Source organism: Devosia sp. 1566 (assembly GCF_004005995.1).
Classification (GTDB): domain Bacteria; phylum Pseudomonadota; class Alphaproteobacteria; order Rhizobiales; family Devosiaceae; genus Devosia.
On sequence record NZ_CP034767.1, the window covers coordinates 4,040,590 to 4,056,381 of the forward strand.

Below are 15,792 nucleotides of genomic sequence, written 5' to 3' on the forward strand. Positions count from 1 at the left end.
GCCGGTTTGCGTTCACCCCTGCAACGGCGCACTTGACCAAACACTTGACCTAACCGGCTGCCCTCCGCAGTGTCTCGCGCGGTTTGGAGACAAGGGCAGTGAACGAGATCGGATCGAGGCGCCGGGCAACGGTTCATGATGTGGCGCGCGCCGCGGGCGTGTCGCTGGCCACGGTTGATCGCGTGCTCAACAATCGCCCCGGCGTGCGCCCCGTCACCGCGCAAAAAGTCGAAGCGGCAATGGCCGCTATCGGTTTCCAGCGCGATCTGTCCGCCTCGCTGCTGGCCCGCGGGCGCGATCTGCGCGTCGTTTTCCTCCTGCCCGCCGGCTCCAACGAATTCATGGGCAGCCTGGCCGGCGCGGTGGAGCGGCGCGCCCAATCCAGCGCGGGCGAGCGGCTGGCGCTCGAGCTGCGGCGCCTGCGCCCGCTTGATCCCGAAGGGCTCGCCCGCGCCCTTGACGGGCTCGAACCTGCCATCTGCGATTGCGCCGTGATCGTGGGCAGCGAAACGCCGTCTGTACTGGCTGCCGTCGAGCGCGCCAGCCGCCGCGGCGTCGCGGTGGTGACCCTCGTGTCGGATCTGCCCAATTCCGCCCGCCGCCATTTCATCGGCATCGACAATCCCGCCGCCGGCCGCACCGCCGCCTCCCTCATGGGCCGGTTCTGCCCAAAGGGAGCCATCGGCGTCATCGCCGGCTCGCTCGCGCTGCGCGATCATCGCGACCGCCTCGATGGCTTTGGCGCCGTTCTCGCCCGCGAGTTCCCGGACTTGCAACTGCTCGGACCGCTCGAAAGCCATGACGAGCCCGCCCACGCAGAGGCGCTTGCCACCCGGCTTTTGGCCGACCATCCCGATCTGGCCGGCATCTACAATCTTGGCGCCGGCAATGCCGGGCTCGTGGCGGCGCTCGCCGCCTCCGAGCGCGCCCGCGCTGTGCGCGTCATTGCCCATGAGCTGACGCCCGCCACCCGCGCCGGGCTTGATTCGGGGGCGATCGATGTGGTGCTGGATCAAAATCCCGATCACGAAATCCGCGAGGCGCTGCGCGCCGCCCAGCAATGTGCCCTTGGCAGTGCCGCACCCGTCACCACCGACCCCATTGAAATTGGGATATTCCTGCGCGACAATCTGCGCTAACACAGCAGCCGATCCAAAATTCGGCATCGCCCAAACGGGCAGGGGAGGGACTTTCGTGTTTTCACGCTTGCCAAATTGTGAGGTACGTTCCTCATGACCAACTTCCTTGGCATTGATATCGGCACCTCCGGCGTCAAGGTGATGCTGATCGATGCGGCAGGCCGTCCCATCGGCGACGCCACCGCGCCTTCCCCCGAGCCGACCCGCCCCCATCCCGGCTGGTCCGAACAGAACCCTGCCGATTGGTGGGCAGCAACCCAGGCCGCCCTTGATGGGCTGAGCCAAAGCCACGCGACCGAGCTCGCCGCCGTGCGCGGCATTGGCCTCTCCGGTCACATGCATGGCGCCACGCTGCTGGGGGAAGACGATGTGGTTCTGCGCCCCTGCATTTTGTGGAATGACGGGCGCTCGGCCGCCGAATGCGCCGAAATGGAAGCGGCGCTCCCCACCCTGCGTGATATTGCCGGCAACATCGCCATGCCCGGTTTCACCGCGCCCAAGATCGCCTGGGTGCGCAAGCATGAGCCCGAGGTCTATGCGCGCATCCGCAAGGTGCTGCTCCCCAAGGCCTATGTGCGCCTCTTGCTGACCGGCGACTATATCGAAGACATGAGCGATGCCTCGGGCACGCTCTGGCTCGATGTCGGCCGGCGCGACTGGTCCGACGAACTGCTTGCCGTGACCGGCCTTGATCGCTCCCACATGCCGCGCCTCGTTGAAGGCTCTGCCCCCTCGGCCATCCTCAAGCGCGAGCTCGCTGCCCGCTGGGGCATGTCGGGCGATGTGGTGGTGGCCGGCGGCGCTGGCGACAATGCTGCCGCCGCTTGCGGTATCGGCGCCATTCGCCCCGGCGAAGGCTTTGTGTCGCTCGGCACCTCGGGCGTCCTGTTCGTATCCAACGACAAGTTCCGCCCCAACACCTCGGGCGCCGTGCATGCCTTTTGCCATGCCGTTCCCGACACCTGGCACCAGATGGGCGTGATCCTTTCAGCGACCGACTCGCTCAACTGGCTCGGGCACATCACCGGCCAGAAGCCCGCCGCCCTGGCCGGCGCTGCCGAAGCGGGTTTCACCGGTCCCGGCGAGGAGATCTTCCTGCCCTATCTCTCGGGCGAACGCACGCCGCACAACAATGCCGGCGCCCGCGGCAGCTTTGTCGGCCTCTCCCACCGCTCCGATCCGGCCCGGCTCGCCCAGGCGGTGATGGAAGGGGTCAGCTTTGCCGTGCGCGACTGCCAACGCGTCCTTGAGGATGCCGGCACCCAGATCAACCGGCTGATCGCGGTGGGCGGGGGCAGCCGGTCGGCGCTGTGGCTCAAGCTGATCGCCACCAATCTCAACACCGAGATTGCCCTGCCTGAAGATGGCGATTTCGGCGGTGCGCTGGGCGCCGCCCGTCTCGGGCTCTGCGCGGCCACTGGCGCCAACCCCGCCGAGGTAATGACCATGCCCGCCATCAAGACCGTCATTGCACCCGATGCCCGTTTGTCGGCTGCCTATACCGAGCAATACCAGCGCTACCGCGCGCTTTATCCCGCCATCGAGGAGGCACGTTCGTGACTGATTTCTTCAAGGGCATTTCGCCCGTCAAATATGAAGGCCCGTCGAGCACCAATCCGCTCGCCTATACCCATTACAACAAGGACGAGATGGTCGCCGGCAAGCGGATGGAAGACCATATCCGTCCCGCCATCGCCTATTGGCACACCTTTGCCTATGAAGGCGGCGACCCCTTTGGCGGCCGCACCTATGATCGCCCCTGGTTCGATCGCGGCATGGACGGCGCCCGTATGAAGGCCGATGTGGCCTTCGAGCTCTTCGAATTGCTCGACGCGCCCTTCTTCTGCTTCCACGATGCCGATATCGCCCCCGAAGGGGAAACCCTCGCCGAATCCAACCGCAATGTGCGTGCCATCGGCGAGATCTTTGCCAGGAAGATGGAAACGAGCCGCACCAAGCTCCTTTGGGGCACGGCCAACCTCTTCTCCAACCGCCGCTATATGGCGGGCGCCGCCACCAATCCCGATCCCGAGATCTTTGCCTATGCCGCCGGCCAGGTGAAGAACGTGCTCGAACTCACCCATGAACTGGGTGGCGCCAATTACGTGCTCTGGGGCGGCCGCGAGGGCTATGAAACCCTCCTTAACACCAAGATCGGCCAGGAGCAGGACCAGATGGCCCGGTTCCTCCACCTCGTGATCGATCACGCCGACAAGATCGGCTTCACGGGCCAGATCCTGATCGAGCCCAAGCCGCAGGAGCCATCCAAGCACCAGTACGACTTCGACGTCGCGACGGTTTACGGCTTCCTCAAGAAGTACGGCCTCGAAACCCGCGTGAAGTGCAACATCGAAGTCGGCCACGCTTTCCTTGCCAACCATTCCTTTGAGCACGAACTGGCGCTGGCCGCGTCGCTGGGCATGCTGGGTTCGGTCGATGCCAATCGCAACGATTTGCAGTCGGGCTGGGACACCGACCAGTTCCCCAATGACCCGCGCGAAATGACTCTCGCCTTCCTGCAGATCCTCAAGAATGGCGGCCTCGGGTCAGGCGGCTTCAACTTCGACGCCCGCGTGCGCCGCCAGTCGCTTGATCCCCAGGATCTGCTGATCGGCCATATCGGCGGGCTCGACGTCCTCGCCCGCGGCCTCAAGGCTGCCGCCGCCATCATCGCCGACGGCACCTATGACCAGGCGGTCGACCAGCGCTATGCCGGCTGGACCGAAGGCCTTGGCCAGGACATCCTCTCGGGCAAGCTGTCGCTCGCCGACCTCGCCCAGAAAGTGGAAACCGAGAACCTCAACCCCCAACCCGTCTCGGGCCGCCAGGAATATCTCGAAAACCTGATCAACCGCTTCATCTAGGCCTTGTCACGAGACGTCGGGCCATCCCACCCCTCCCCCTTGAGGGGAGGGGTCAGGGGTGGGGGTTCAGGCCTCTCCTCCACTTCGACTTCGCCGCTCGATCGTCCCCGCTTCGGACAGTTCGAACCACCCCCGATCTCTCCTCCGCCACCCCTCCCCCTTGAGGGGAGGGGCCGGGGGAGGGGGTCCCTCAGTGACCCCGCCAACCACCCCAGTCCTCTGCCCCATAGAGGACCCAAGGCACCGCCACCGCTGCGCTCGCGCGAGGAACCCATGCCCACCATCACCAATCCCATTCTGCCCGGCTTCAACCCCGATCCCTCGATCTGCCGCGTCGGCGAGGATTATTACATCGCCACCTCCACCTTCGAGTGGTTCCCCGGCGTGCAGATCCACCACTCCCGCGACCTCGCCAACTGGGACCTCGTCTGCCGTCCGCTCACCCGAAAGACTCAGCTCGACATGCGCGGCGATCCCGATAGCTGCGGCGTCTGGGCGCCCGACATTTCCTATGCCGATGGCTTGTTCTGGCTCGTCTATACCGACGTCAAGCGCAAGGACGGCTCCTTCAAGGACGCCCATAACTACATAGTCACCGCCCCCTCGATCGAGGGGCCCTGGTCCGACCCGATCTACATCAATTCCTCGGGCTTTGACCCCTCGCTGTTCCACGACGATGACGGCCGCAAATACTTCGTCAACATGCTCTGGGACCACCGCACCCGCCCGCTCAAATTCGCCGGCATTGCGCTCCAGGAATTCGACCCCGCCGCCGGCAAGCTCATCGGCCCGGTCACCAATATCTACCAGGGCACCGACCTCAAGCTCGTCGAAGGCCCGCATCTTTATAAGCGCAACGGCTGGTACTACCTGCTGACCGCCGAAGGCGGCACCGCCTATGAGCATGCCTGCACCTTCGCGCGCTCGCGCACCATCGATGGGCAATACGAAACCCATCCGGACAAGCATATCCTCACCTCCAAGGACGCGCCCTTTGCCGCCATCCAGCGCGCCGGCCATGGCGATCTCGTCGATACCCCCGAGGGCAAGACCTATCTCGTCCATCTCGGTGGCCGTCCCACCACCCAGAACCGGCGCTGCGTTCTGGGCCGCGAAACCTCGATCCAGGAAGCCTATTGGGGCGATGACGACTGGATTCACGTGAAACAGGGTCCCGTGCCCTCTCTCCACGTCGAAGTGCCCGGCACCCGCAACGACACCCCCTATTGGAGTGAGCAGCGCTATAGCTTCGCCGATAGCGAGCTACACCAGGACTTCCAGTGGCTGCGCACCCCCGAGCCTGAGCGCATCTTTGCCCTCGAGGATGGCAAGCTGCGCCTTTTCGGCCGCGAATCCATCGGCTCCTGGTTCGAGCAATCCCTCGTCGCCCGCCGCCAGACCCACTTCTCCTATGATGCCGAAACCACGCTCAGCTTCGATCCGGTCGACGAGCGCACCATGGCGGGCCTTACCGCCTATTACAGCCGCTACAATTTCTATTATCTCGCCGTCACCGCCCATTCCGACCGCCAGCGCGAGCTGCTCCTGATGAGCTCGGAAATGAGCTGGCCCGACGGCAATCTGCGCTTCCCCGCCGAACCGGTGCAGATCCCCCAGACCGGCAAGGTCAAGCTCGCCCTCTCCATCCGCGGCGCCGCCTTGCAGTTCTACTACGCCCTGGAAGGCGAAGCCCTGCAGCCCATCGGCCCGGTGCTCGATGCCTCGATCCTTTCGGACGAATGCGGCGGTCACCAAGCCCATGGCTCCTTTACGGGCGCCTTTGTCGGCGTCGCCGCCCAGGATCTCAACGGCACCGCCCGCCCGGCCGATTTCGATTATTTCGTCTATCGTCCCGAGCACCACGCCAGCGACCGCTACGAGGTCTAGCCACCATAACGACGGGCGGGCAGGGCACCATCCAGGCCCGCCTGCCCCTTCACATCTTGCGGATGGGGGCGACACCGCGTCGCAGCTGCCCTATGCTCTTCCTGTTGCGGCTGCGGGTCCGCTGAACGCATTGCTGGTATTCTCACCGGGCCATGTGGCCTCCATTGGAGGATACCTCACCATGGCCAATTTCCACATTCTGACCGGCGCGGGCACCAAGCTCGACCTGCCGGTTATCCGCACCATCACCATCGCCGATCTGTTTGATGCCCTTCGCGCCGGCGCCAGCGATTTCTGGGCCAAGCCGAGCCATTATCTGCTGCTCGCCGTAATCTACCCGATCGTGGGCGTCGTGCTCACCGTCTGGATGAGCGGCTTTCACACCTGGCCGCTGCTTTATCCGCTGATCGGCGGCTTCGCCCTGATCGGCCCTATCGCCGCGCTCCCCCTTTACGAAGTCAGCCGCCGTCTCGAAATAGGGGAGGAGATATCCTGGGGCGAAGCCATGAGCGTGCTGCGCTCTCCGGCCATCGGCGCCATTGCCGTGCTCGGGCTCATGCTCTTTGTGCTGTTCACGCTCTGGCTTACTGCCGCCCAGGGTCTTTACGAAGCCCTCTTGGGCGCCTCCCCGCCGCGCACCTTCGACGCTTTCCTTGCCCAGATCATGGGCGAACCCGCCGGCCGCACGCTGCTGGTCGCCGGCACGCTGCTTGGCGCCGGCTTTGCCCTCGTCACCCTTTGCACCACCGTCATCGCCTTCCCGCTGCTGCTTGATCGGGACGTGGGCGCCTATGTGGCAATGGAAACCTCGTTCCGCGCCGTGCTGCACAACCCGGTGCCCATGCTGGCCTGGGGCGTCATGGTGGGGGCCGGGCTGTTCCTGGGCTCGCTCCCCATCTTTGTCGGGCTTGCGCTGGTGATCCCCATTTTCGGCCACGCCACCTGGCACCTCTATCGCAAGCTGGTGGATTCCGCCTCCCTGATCCGGGGTGCCTGACGCCCCAGCGGCAATCTTGCGGGCATATCCAAACTGCCGCAGTTGGCATTGCCCCGCTAAGCCCCTAAGGTCCGCGCTTTCGAGCCCGGACCTTTGAGCGCTTGATGCACGGATCGCCCACTTCTCCTGCCCCGACCGGCCCAGCCCCCACGCTGACGCCGATGATGGCCCAGTTCTTCGAGATCAAGGCGAACCATCCCGGCTATCTGCTGTTTTATCGCATGGGCGATTTCTACGAGCTGTTCTTTGAGGACGCCGAGATCGCCAGCGCCGCCTTGAACATTGTCCTCACCAAGCGCGGCAAGCATCTGGGCCAGGATATCGGCATGTGCGGCGTGCCAATCCACGCCGCCAATGATTATCTCAACAAGCTCATCAAGCTTGGCCACCGCGTCGCCATTTGCGAGCAGGTGGAAGATCCCGCCGAAGCCAAAAAGCGCGGCGCCAAATCGGTCGTGCGGCGCGAAGTGGTGCGCCTTATCACCGCCGGCACCCTGACCGAAGACGATCACCTCGACGCCCGCCGCTCCAATTTCCTCGCCGCCCTCGCCGCCGTGCGCCACGGCCAAACCGATTTCGCCCTCGCCTGGGCCGATATCTCGACTGGCGAGACCTTCACCCTCGAGCTGGCCGCCACCGAGCTCGCCGACGAACTCGCGCGCATCGATCCGGCTGAACTCCTCGTCAGCCCCGCCACGCGCCTCCTGCTCCGCGAGCAGCATCTTTGGGCCCCTGCCTGGGACAAGCTCACCCACGAAGCCGACCCGGCCGTTTTTGACAGCGAAGCGGGCACCGCGCGCATCCGTTCGGCTTTGGGCGGCGAGGGCTTTGACCCGACCGCCTTGTCCCGTCCCGCCCGCGCGGCGCTGGGCGCGCTCCTCGCCTATGCCGAGGAAAGCCAGAAGGGCGCGGCTGTCCCCCTGCGCGCGCCGGCCAGCGAAGCGCCCGGCAAGTTCATGGCCATCGACAGCGCCACCCGCGCTTCCCTCGAACTGCACCAGACCCAGCGCGGCGAGAGCCGCGGCTCGCTCCGCCACGCCATTGATCTCACCGTCACCGCCCCCGGCTCGCGCCTCTTGGCCGCCCGCCTCGCCGCCCCGCTCAACGATGCCCGGGCCATCAACGAGCGCCTCGATGCGGTCGCGGGCCTCGCGCAAGACCCAACCCTCACCGGGCGCCTGCGCACCGAGCTCAAATCGGTGCCCGATCTCGCCCGCGCCCTGACCCGCCTGGCGCTGGAGCGCGGTGGCCCGCGTGATCTAGCTGCCATTGGCCGCGCCATTGCCGCCGCCGCCGCGCTCGGCCACCAGCTGGCCGGTACCGAGGGCTCGACCACCCTCACGCGGCTGCACGCCATCCTGTCCGGCGCTCCGCTCGATCTCGCCACCGTCCTCGGCAACGCCCTCGCCGATGAACTGCCGCTCCTCGCCCGCGATGGCGGCTTTGTGCGCGAGGGCTATGAGCCCAAGCTCGATGCCGAGCGCCTCCTTGGCCGCGAAACCCGCGCCGTCGTCGCCGCGCTCCAGGCCGAACTCGTGGCGCAAACCGATATTCGGACCCTCAAAATCCGGCACAACGGCATGCTGGGCTTTTTCGTTGAAGTCCCCGCCGCGCAAGGCGCCAAACTCCTTGAAGAGCCGCTGCGCCAAAGCTTCATTCACCGCCAGACCATGGTCAACGCCATGCGGTTCACGACGACCGAGCTGGCCGAACTCGAAGGCCGCATCGCCCGTGCCGGCGACGCCGCGCTCGAGCTTGAAACCGCGATCTTCGCGCGCCTCCGCACTGGCGTGCTCGACCACACACCAACCCTGCGTGCCCTCGCCGATGCGCTGGCCGAGCTTGATGTCACCGCCGCGCTCGCCCATCTCGCCGCCACCCGCAACTATGTGCGCCCCGAGATCGACACTTCCCTCGCCTTTGCCATCACCGCGGGCCGCCATCCCGTGGTCGAGGAAATGGTGCGCGCCGACGGCAAGTCTTTTGTCGCCAATGATGCCGATCTCTCCGGTGACGAGGCTTCGGGCGGCGGGCATCTCTGGCTGGTCACCGGGCCCAATATGGGCGGTAAATCGACCTTCCTCCGCCAGAACGCCTTGCTCGCCATTCTCGCGCAAATGGGCAGTTTCGTGCCGGCCGATCGCGCCCATATCGGTGTTGTCGATCGCCTGTTCTCGCGCGTCGGCGCTTCGGACGACATCGCCCATGGGCGCTCCACCTTCATGGTGGAAATGGTGGAAACCGCCGCCATCCTCAATCGCGCCACTCGCCGGTCTCTCGTCGTGCTCGACGAGATCGGCCGTGGCACTGCCACTTTCGATGGTCTCTCGATCGCCTGGGCGGCTGTCGAGGCGCTGCACGAAACCACCGGCTGCCGCGCCCTTTTTGCCACTCACTTCCATGAGCTGACCAGCCTCGCCAAGACCCTCACGCGCGTGTCCAACCATACCATGAAGGTGCGCGAATGGGAGGGCGAGGTCGTGTTCCTCCATGAGGTGGGGCAGGGGGCGGCCGATCGCTCCTATGGCATTCAGGTCGCCCGTCTCGCCGGCCTGCCCGAGCCGGTTCTGCGCCGCGCTCGCCAAGTCTTGACCGTGCTGGAGGAGCGCGCGGCGGGTGCGGCCCCTTCCGGCCGCGTCACCAGCGTGCTAGACGATCTTCCGCTGTTTTCCCACCAGCCAGCGCCGGCGCCCGCCGTCGCCAACCCAGTTGATGAAAAGCTCGACGCTATCCGCCCCGATGAAATTACGCCTAAAGAGGCGCTCGAGCTGATCTACGAGTTGAAGAAAACCCGCGATGCCGCTCGCCGAAGTTGACGCCAAGCCGCGAAAGCCGCTGTTTGCGACCCGACCTGCCCAAGTCATCCTGGAAGAACTCGATGCTGCCATTGGCACCGAGCCACCCAAGAGTGCGGCGGCACGCGCTGCGGTCCTCGCCCATGTCAGGCAGTGCCTTGCCGAAGCGCGCCAGGGTGCCGAAGCCGAACTGATCGCCAGTGGCAAGGGCACGCGCTGCGCTCAGAATCTGTCGGCGGCGCAGGACGAGATCATCACCGCCGTCCACCTCTTTGCCACCCACCGCGTTTATCCCGTCGACAATCCCTCTGGCGCCGAAGCCATCGCCCTCTCGGCTGTCGGCGGCTATGGCCGCGGCACCCTCGCCCCCGGCTCCGATATCGACCTGCTCTTCATCCTTCCCTATCGCCAGACCCCCTGGGGCGAACAGGTCACCGAATACATCCTTTATATGCTCTGGGATCTCGGCCAGAAGGTCGGCCACGCCGTACGCTCGGTGGATGAATGTATCCGCATGGCCCGCGCCGACATGACCGTGCGCACCGCCACCCTCGAAGCGCGCTTCCTCACCGGCGACAAGGCGCTCTTTGACAATCTCGTCCACCGCTTTGAAACCGAGATCGTGCCCCATACCGGGCCCGAATTCATTGCCGCCAAAATGGCCGAGCGCGACGAGCGCCACCGCATCATGGGCAATACGCGCTATGTCGTTGAACCCAATGTCAAGGATGGCAAGGGGGGCCTACGCGACCTCAACACGCTCTTCTGGATCGGTAAATACTTCTACCAGGTCAAGACCTCGGCCGAACTCGTCGACAAGGGCGTGCTCGCCCCCGCCGAATACCGCCTGTTCCAGCGCGCCGAGGATTTCCTCTGGGCCGTGCGCTGTCACCTGCATTTCCTCACCGGCCGCGCTGAGGAAAAGCTGACCTTTGACGTGCAGCCCGAACTCGCGCAGCGCATGGGCTATGCCAAGCGCGCCGGCATGCTGGGCGTCGAGCGCTTCATGAAGCGCTATTTCCTCGTCGCCAAGGATGTGGGCGATCTCACCCGCATCTTCTGTGCTTCGCTCGAATTTAACCACGCCAAGGACATGGATCTAGTGGGCCGCGTTCTCGCGCCTTTCCGCTCCGGCAAGTCCAAGATCAAGGGCGAAACCGATTTCATCCTCGATACCGGCCGGCTCAACATCGCCCGCCCCGATGTCTTCACCAGGGATCCGGTCAACCTCATCAAGATGTTCCTCGTTGCCGGGCGCCAGCAGCTGCTGTTCCATCCCGATGCGATCAAGGAAATCACCCGCTCGCTGCATCTCATCAACAACAAGCTGCGCACCGATCCCAAGGCCAACAGCTATTTCCTGACCATCCTGACCTCACCGGAATCGGTCGAGCGCATGCTGCGCCAGATGAACGAAAGCGGCGTGCTCGGGCGCTTCGTGCCTGAATTCGGCAAGATCGTCGCCCTGATGCAGTTCAACATGTACCACCACTATACGGTGGACGAGCATCTGATCCGCGCCGTCGGCGTCATGGCCGAGATCGCCAATGGCGGCCTGCGCCAGGAACTGCCCCTCACCCACGAATTGCTGCCCCAGCTCAACGACACCCGCCTCCTCTATGTCGCCCTGTTCCTCCATGACATCGCCAAGGGCGGCCAGGAAGACCATTCCGAAGCCGGCGCCCGCATCGCCCGCCGCCTCTGTCCGCGCTTTGGCCTCTCGCCCGCCGAAACCGACACCGTCGCCTGGCTGATCCAGTATCACCTCTTGATGAGCGAGGTCGCCCAGGCCCGCGACATCCAGGACCCCGAAACCGCCAAGGCCTTTGCCGATATCGTCCAGTCGCCCCAGCGCCTGGCGCTCCTGATGATCCTCACCGCCTGCGATATCCGCGCCGTCGGCCCCGGCGTCTGGACGGGATGGAAGGGCTCGCTGCTGCGCGCCCTTTATTACGCCACCGAACCGCTGCTCTCGGGCGGCCATTCCCAGGTTACCCAATCCGCCCGCATCGCTGATGTCCGCGCCACCCTCACCGAGGCCCTCTCAAGCTGGCCCGCCGAGGAAGTGGCCGCCTATACCGCCCGCCATTACGATCACTACTGGCTGCGCGCCGAGCCCGAACTGCAGATCGAGCACGCCCGCATGATCCACGAGGCTGACCAGAACGGGGACGCTTTTGCCGGCTCCATCCGGGTCAAGGCTTTCGAGGGTATCACCGAAGTCAGCTTCTATACCCCCGACCATCCGCGCCTGCTCTCGCTGATCGCCGGCGCCTGCACCATGCAGGATGCCTCCATCATCGGCGCGCAGATCTTTTCCACCCGCGACGGCCGCGCCATTGACACCTTCCGCCTGCGCCGCACCTTCACCAATGACGAAGACGAAAAGGTGCGCGCCACCCGCATCATTGATACCGTCAAGCAATTGCTGCAGGGCCGCCGCACCATCCTCATCGATCTCGGCAAGGAATCGCGTCACAACCGCCGCCTCAAACCCTTCGCGCTCCCGGCCGAAGTGATGGTCTCCAACTCGCTCTCGGAAAAATTCACCGTCATCGAGGTTTCGGGCCTTGATCGCATGGGGCTCCTGCATGCCCTGACGCGTGAGATCTCCGATCTCAACCTCTCCATCGGCTCGGCCCATATTGGCACCTATGGCGAAAAGGCCGTCGACGTTTTCTATGTCACCGATCTCACCGGCGGCAAGATTTCGAGCAAGCCCCGCCAGCGCCGCATCCGCGATGCGCTCCTTGCCGTCTTCCACCCCCGCGCCGCCGAAGCCAAGGTGGCCAATGGCTGAGGCCCAGCCCCGGCGCCCCCGCCCATGAGCCTATACCGCAATTTCCTGTCCGTGGGCGGGCTCACCCTCGTGTCGCGCGTGGCCGGCTTTGCCCGCGATGCACTGATGGCGGCGGTTCTCGGCATCAGCCCCGTCGCCGATGCCTTCAACGCCGCCTTCCGCTTTCCCAACCTGTTCCGGCGCCTCTTTGCCGAAGGCGCCTTCAACACCGCCTTTGTGCCCATGTTCTCGACCGCGCTCGAGCAGCAGGGCCACGACGCGGCCAAGGAACTCGCCTCGCGCATCATGAGCTGGCTCGTCGCCGCCATCGCCGTGGTGACCATCCTCGCCGAAATTTTCATGCCCCAGATCATGGTCTGGTTCGTGCCCGGCTTTGCCGATGATCCGCAAAAGCTCGAACTGACCGTCTTCCTCACCCGGGTGATGTTCCCGTACCTCGCCTGCATGTCGCTGATGTCGGCCTATGCGGCGATCCTCAATTCCCTGGGGCGGTATTTCGCCTCCGCCTTCGCCCCGGTCGTGCTCAACATCGTCAACATCGCCGCCCTTGTGCCGCTGGCCTTCCTGAACCTCCCCGATCAGGCCGATACCGCCTTCTGGATCGCCATCGCCACCATGCTCGGCGGCATCGCCCAGCTGGCTCTCGTTTATGGCGCCATTCGTCGCGCTAGCTTTGTGCCCCGCCTGCGCCTGCCGCGCATGGATGCCGATGTGCGCCGCTTCTGGGTCCTCGCCATTCCCGCGATCCTGGCCGGCGGCATCACCCAGATCAACATCTTCGTTGGCACCATCATCGCCTCCACGAGCGACAACGTCATTTCCATCCTCGCCTATGCCGATCGCCTCTACCAATTGCCCCTCGGCATTGTCGGCATCGCCATCGGCACCGTGCTCCTGCCCGAGCTCTCCCGCCATATCGGCGCCGGCCGCGATGCCGAAGCGCGCGCCAGCCAGAGCCAGTCCCTGCTGCTGGCCATGCTGCTGTCGCTCCCCGCCGCGGTGGCGCTCGCCACCATTCCCGTCCCCATCATCCGCGTCCTCTTCGAGCGCGGCCAGTTCGGCCCCGCCGATACCCTGCTTACCGCCCAGGCCCTGGTCGGCTACGCCGTGGGACTGCCCGCTTTCGTTCTGGTGCGCGTGCTCCAGCCCGGCTTCTTTTCACGCCAGGATACCCGCACCCCCACCGTTTTTGCCGGCGTCTCGGTTGCGGCCAATATTGCCATTTCCCTCTGGCTGTTCCCGACCCTCCAGCATCTGGGCATTGCGCTCGCGACCTCCGCCTCCGCCTGGCTCAATGTCCTCCTCCTTGCCGTTTTCCTGCGCCGTCGCGGCCATTTCCGCATGAGCCTCTCGGAATGGCGGCGCCTCGCCACCATTCTCCTGGTCGCCATGGTCATGGGGGCGGTGCTCTATCTCCTTGCCGCGCGCGCCGGGGCGATTTTTTCCCCCGGCCACTCGCTCTTGGTGCAGATCACCGCGCTGGGCGCCATTTGCCTCTTTGGCGCGCTGACCTATTTCACCCTCGCCCATTTCAGCGGTGCTCAGTCGCTTGGCGGCCTCGTGTCGCGTCTGCGCCGCCGCCGCGCCAAAAGCCAGACTCCTGCCGGCTCTTGACCAACTCCAAGGTTCCAAACCGGGCATTTGCCCTATAATGCTTCCCCTCTGATCCCATTCCGTTCGACCAGGCGTTCCATGACCTTCACCCCGCGCATCTTTTCGGGCATCAAGCCTTCGGGCGATCTGCATCTGGGCAATTACCTCGGCGCCATCCGCCAGTTCGTGCCGCTGCAGGACACCCACGAGACCATCTATTGTGTGGTCGACATGCACGCGATCACGGTCTGGCAGGAGCCCGAGGATCTCAAGCGCCGCACCTATGAGATCGCCGCCGCCTATATCGCCGCCGGGCTCGATCCCAAGCGCTCCATCATCTTCAACCAGTCCCAGGTGATGGAACATGCTGAACTGAGCTGGATCTTCAACTGCGTGGCCCGCATGGGCTGGATGGCCCGCATGACCCAGTTCAAGGACAAGGCCGGTGAAAACAGCGAGAACGTCTCGCTCGGGCTCTTTGCCTATCCTTCGCTGATGGCCGCCGATATCCTCCTTTACAAGAGCACCGCCGTGCCGGTGGGCGAGGACCAGCGCCAGCATCTGGAGCTGACCCGCGACATCGCCAAGAAATTCAACCACGATTTCAGGAAGCAAATCGCCGAGCTTGGCTTTGAGGAAGACTTCTTCCCCATCACCGAAACCCTCGCCACCGGTCCGGCCATGCGCGTCAAGTCGCTGAAAGACGGCTCCAAGAAGATGAGCAAGTCCGAGTCGACGTCGGACCTCGCCACCATCTACCTGCTCGATGATGCCGATGCCGTGGCCAAGAAGATCAAGCGCGCCACCACCGATCCCGAACCCCTGCCCAGCGAAGCGGCCGGGCTCGAAAGCCGCCCTGAGGCCGAAAACCTCGTCGGCATCTATGCCGCGCTCTCCAATCAAAGCGTTGATGCGGTGCTGGCCGGATTTGGCGGCAAAGGCTGGGGCGCCTTCAAGCCCGCCCTCGCCGATCTGGCCGTCAGCGTGCTCTCGCCCATTGCCAATGAGATGCAGCGCCTGGTCGCCGATCGCGGCGAAATGGACCGCATCCTGCGCGATGGCGCCGATCGCGCCCGTGCCATTGCCGCGCCGGTGATGGCAGATGTGCGCCAGATCGTCGGCTTTATCCGCTAACGGAGGCCCGCATGGTTCCCGCCAACGAATACAAGCGCAAATTTCTCGTCGTCATCGATGAAACCGAGGAATGCGACCGCGCCCTCCTCTTTGCCGCCTATCGCGTCAAGCGCACCGGCGGCGCCGTCGTGCTGATGAGCGTGGTCGAGCCGCCCGAATTCATCGGCCTTGGCGTCGAAGAAGTGCTGCGCGCCGAAGCCGTGGAACAAGCCGAGCGCAATCTCGACACGCGGCTGGCCCGCCTGCGCTCCATCGGCGACATCAAGGTGGAATCGGTGATCCGCGAAGGCAGCGGCCCCGAACAGATCGAGCGCGTCATCGACAAGGACAAGGGCGTCGCCATCCTCGTCCTTGCCGCCTCCATCTCCCCGGAAGGCCCCGGCCCCCTGGTCCTCCACTTCGCCAACCGCGCCAACGCCCTCCCCATCCCCCTCACCATCGTCCCCGGCCACATGACCGACGAAGAAATCATCGCCATCTGCTGATTTTTGTCACCGGCGGCCGAACCGCAACCGGCACCAGCCTCACGGCTCCCGCCCACCCTCCCCCTTGCGGGGAGGGCCGGGGAGGGGGTCGTGCAGTG

10 protein-coding genes are annotated in these 15,792 nt (G+C 65.1%); all 10 read left to right on the forward strand.

Annotation, left to right across the window (positions count from 1 at the left end):
• Positions 1-98 precede the first annotated feature (98 nt).
• The 10 genes from ELX51_RS19245 to ELX51_RS19290 all read left to right on the forward strand — a co-directional run bounded on the left by ELX51_RS19245 (position 99) and on the right by ELX51_RS19290 (position 15,694).
• Positions 99-1,139, forward strand: coding sequence for a LacI family DNA-binding transcriptional regulator (locus tag ELX51_RS19245; RefSeq protein WP_164854930.1), 1,041 nt, complete (start codon positions 99-101; stop codon positions 1,137-1,139).
• Between the two features lie 93 nt (positions 1,140-1,232).
• Entirely contained in the window at positions 1,233-2,699 is a 1,467-nt protein-coding gene (gene xylB, locus ELX51_RS19250; RefSeq protein WP_127755010.1) for a xylulokinase, read from the forward strand.
• The gene (gene xylA / locus ELX51_RS19255; RefSeq protein ID WP_127755011.1) at positions 2,696-4,003 is read left to right on the forward strand and encodes a xylose isomerase; all 1,308 of its coding nucleotides are present in this window, start codon (positions 2,696-2,698) and stop codon (positions 4,001-4,003) included. The genes xylB and xylA overlap by 4 nt, the downstream gene beginning before the upstream one ends.
• A gap of 273 nt (positions 4,004-4,276) precedes the next feature.
• On the forward strand, positions 4,277-5,890 hold the full coding sequence (locus ELX51_RS19260; RefSeq protein WP_127755012.1) for a glycoside hydrolase family 43 protein: 1,614 nt from the start codon (positions 4,277-4,279) through the stop codon (positions 5,888-5,890).
• Positions 5,891-6,071: 181 nt separating this feature from the next.
• Entirely contained in the window at positions 6,072-6,887 is an 816-nt protein-coding gene (locus ELX51_RS19265) for a DUF2189 domain-containing protein (RefSeq protein WP_127755013.1), read from the forward strand.
• Positions 6,888-6,991: 104 nt separating this feature from the next.
• Entirely contained in the window at positions 6,992-9,703 is a 2,712-nt protein-coding gene (gene mutS, locus ELX51_RS19270) for a DNA mismatch repair protein MutS (RefSeq protein WP_248305193.1), read from the forward strand.
• Positions 9,684-12,482: a [protein-PII] uridylyltransferase gene (locus ELX51_RS19275; protein ID WP_127755014.1), complete on the forward strand. Its 2,799-nt coding sequence runs from the start codon at positions 9,684-9,686 to the stop codon at positions 12,480-12,482. Before mutS ends, ELX51_RS19275 begins: the two co-directional genes overlap by 20 nt.
• A gap of 24 nt (positions 12,483-12,506) precedes the next feature.
• The gene (gene murJ, locus ELX51_RS19280; RefSeq protein WP_127755015.1) at positions 12,507-14,096 is read left to right on the forward strand and encodes a murein biosynthesis integral membrane protein MurJ; all 1,590 of its coding nucleotides are present in this window, start codon (positions 12,507-12,509) and stop codon (positions 14,094-14,096) included.
• A gap of 78 nt (positions 14,097-14,174) precedes the next feature.
• Positions 14,175-15,209: a tryptophan--tRNA ligase gene (gene trpS / locus ELX51_RS19285; RefSeq protein WP_127755016.1), complete on the forward strand. Its 1,035-nt coding sequence runs from the start codon at positions 14,175-14,177 to the stop codon at positions 15,207-15,209.
• An 11-nt stretch (positions 15,210-15,220) separates the two neighbouring features.
• Positions 15,221-15,694 (forward strand): universal stress protein, encoded by a 474-nt coding sequence (locus ELX51_RS19290; RefSeq protein WP_127755017.1) that lies wholly within the window; start codon positions 15,221-15,223, stop codon positions 15,692-15,694.
• The last annotated feature ends 98 nt before the right edge of the window (positions 15,695-15,792 follow it).

Excerpts from the sequence above, each read along its gene's own strand:
- murJ (WP_127755015.1), top strand. The coding sequence starts at position 12,507 with ATGAGCCTATACCGCAATTTCCTGTCCGTGGGCGGGCTCACCCTCGTG.
- trpS (WP_127755016.1), top strand. The coding sequence starts at position 14,175 with ATGACCTTCACCCCGCGCATCTTTTCGGGCATCAAGCCTTCGGGCGAT.
- xylB (WP_127755010.1), top strand. The coding sequence starts at position 1,233 with ATGACCAACTTCCTTGGCATTGATATCGGCACCTCCGGCGTCAAGGTG.
- ELX51_RS19275 (WP_127755014.1), top strand. The coding sequence starts at position 9,684 with ATGCCGCTCGCCGAAGTTGACGCCAAGCCGCGAAAGCCGCTGTTTGCG.
- mutS (WP_248305193.1), top strand. The coding sequence starts at position 6,992 with ATGCACGGATCGCCCACTTCTCCTGCCCCGACCGGCCCAGCCCCCACG.
- ELX51_RS19265 (WP_127755013.1), top strand. The coding sequence starts at position 6,072 with ATGGCCAATTTCCACATTCTGACCGGCGCGGGCACCAAGCTCGACCTG.
- ELX51_RS19260 (WP_127755012.1), top strand. The coding sequence starts at position 4,277 with ATGCCCACCATCACCAATCCCATTCTGCCCGGCTTCAACCCCGATCCC.
- ELX51_RS19290 (WP_127755017.1), top strand. The coding sequence starts at position 15,221 with ATGGTTCCCGCCAACGAATACAAGCGCAAATTTCTCGTCGTCATCGAT.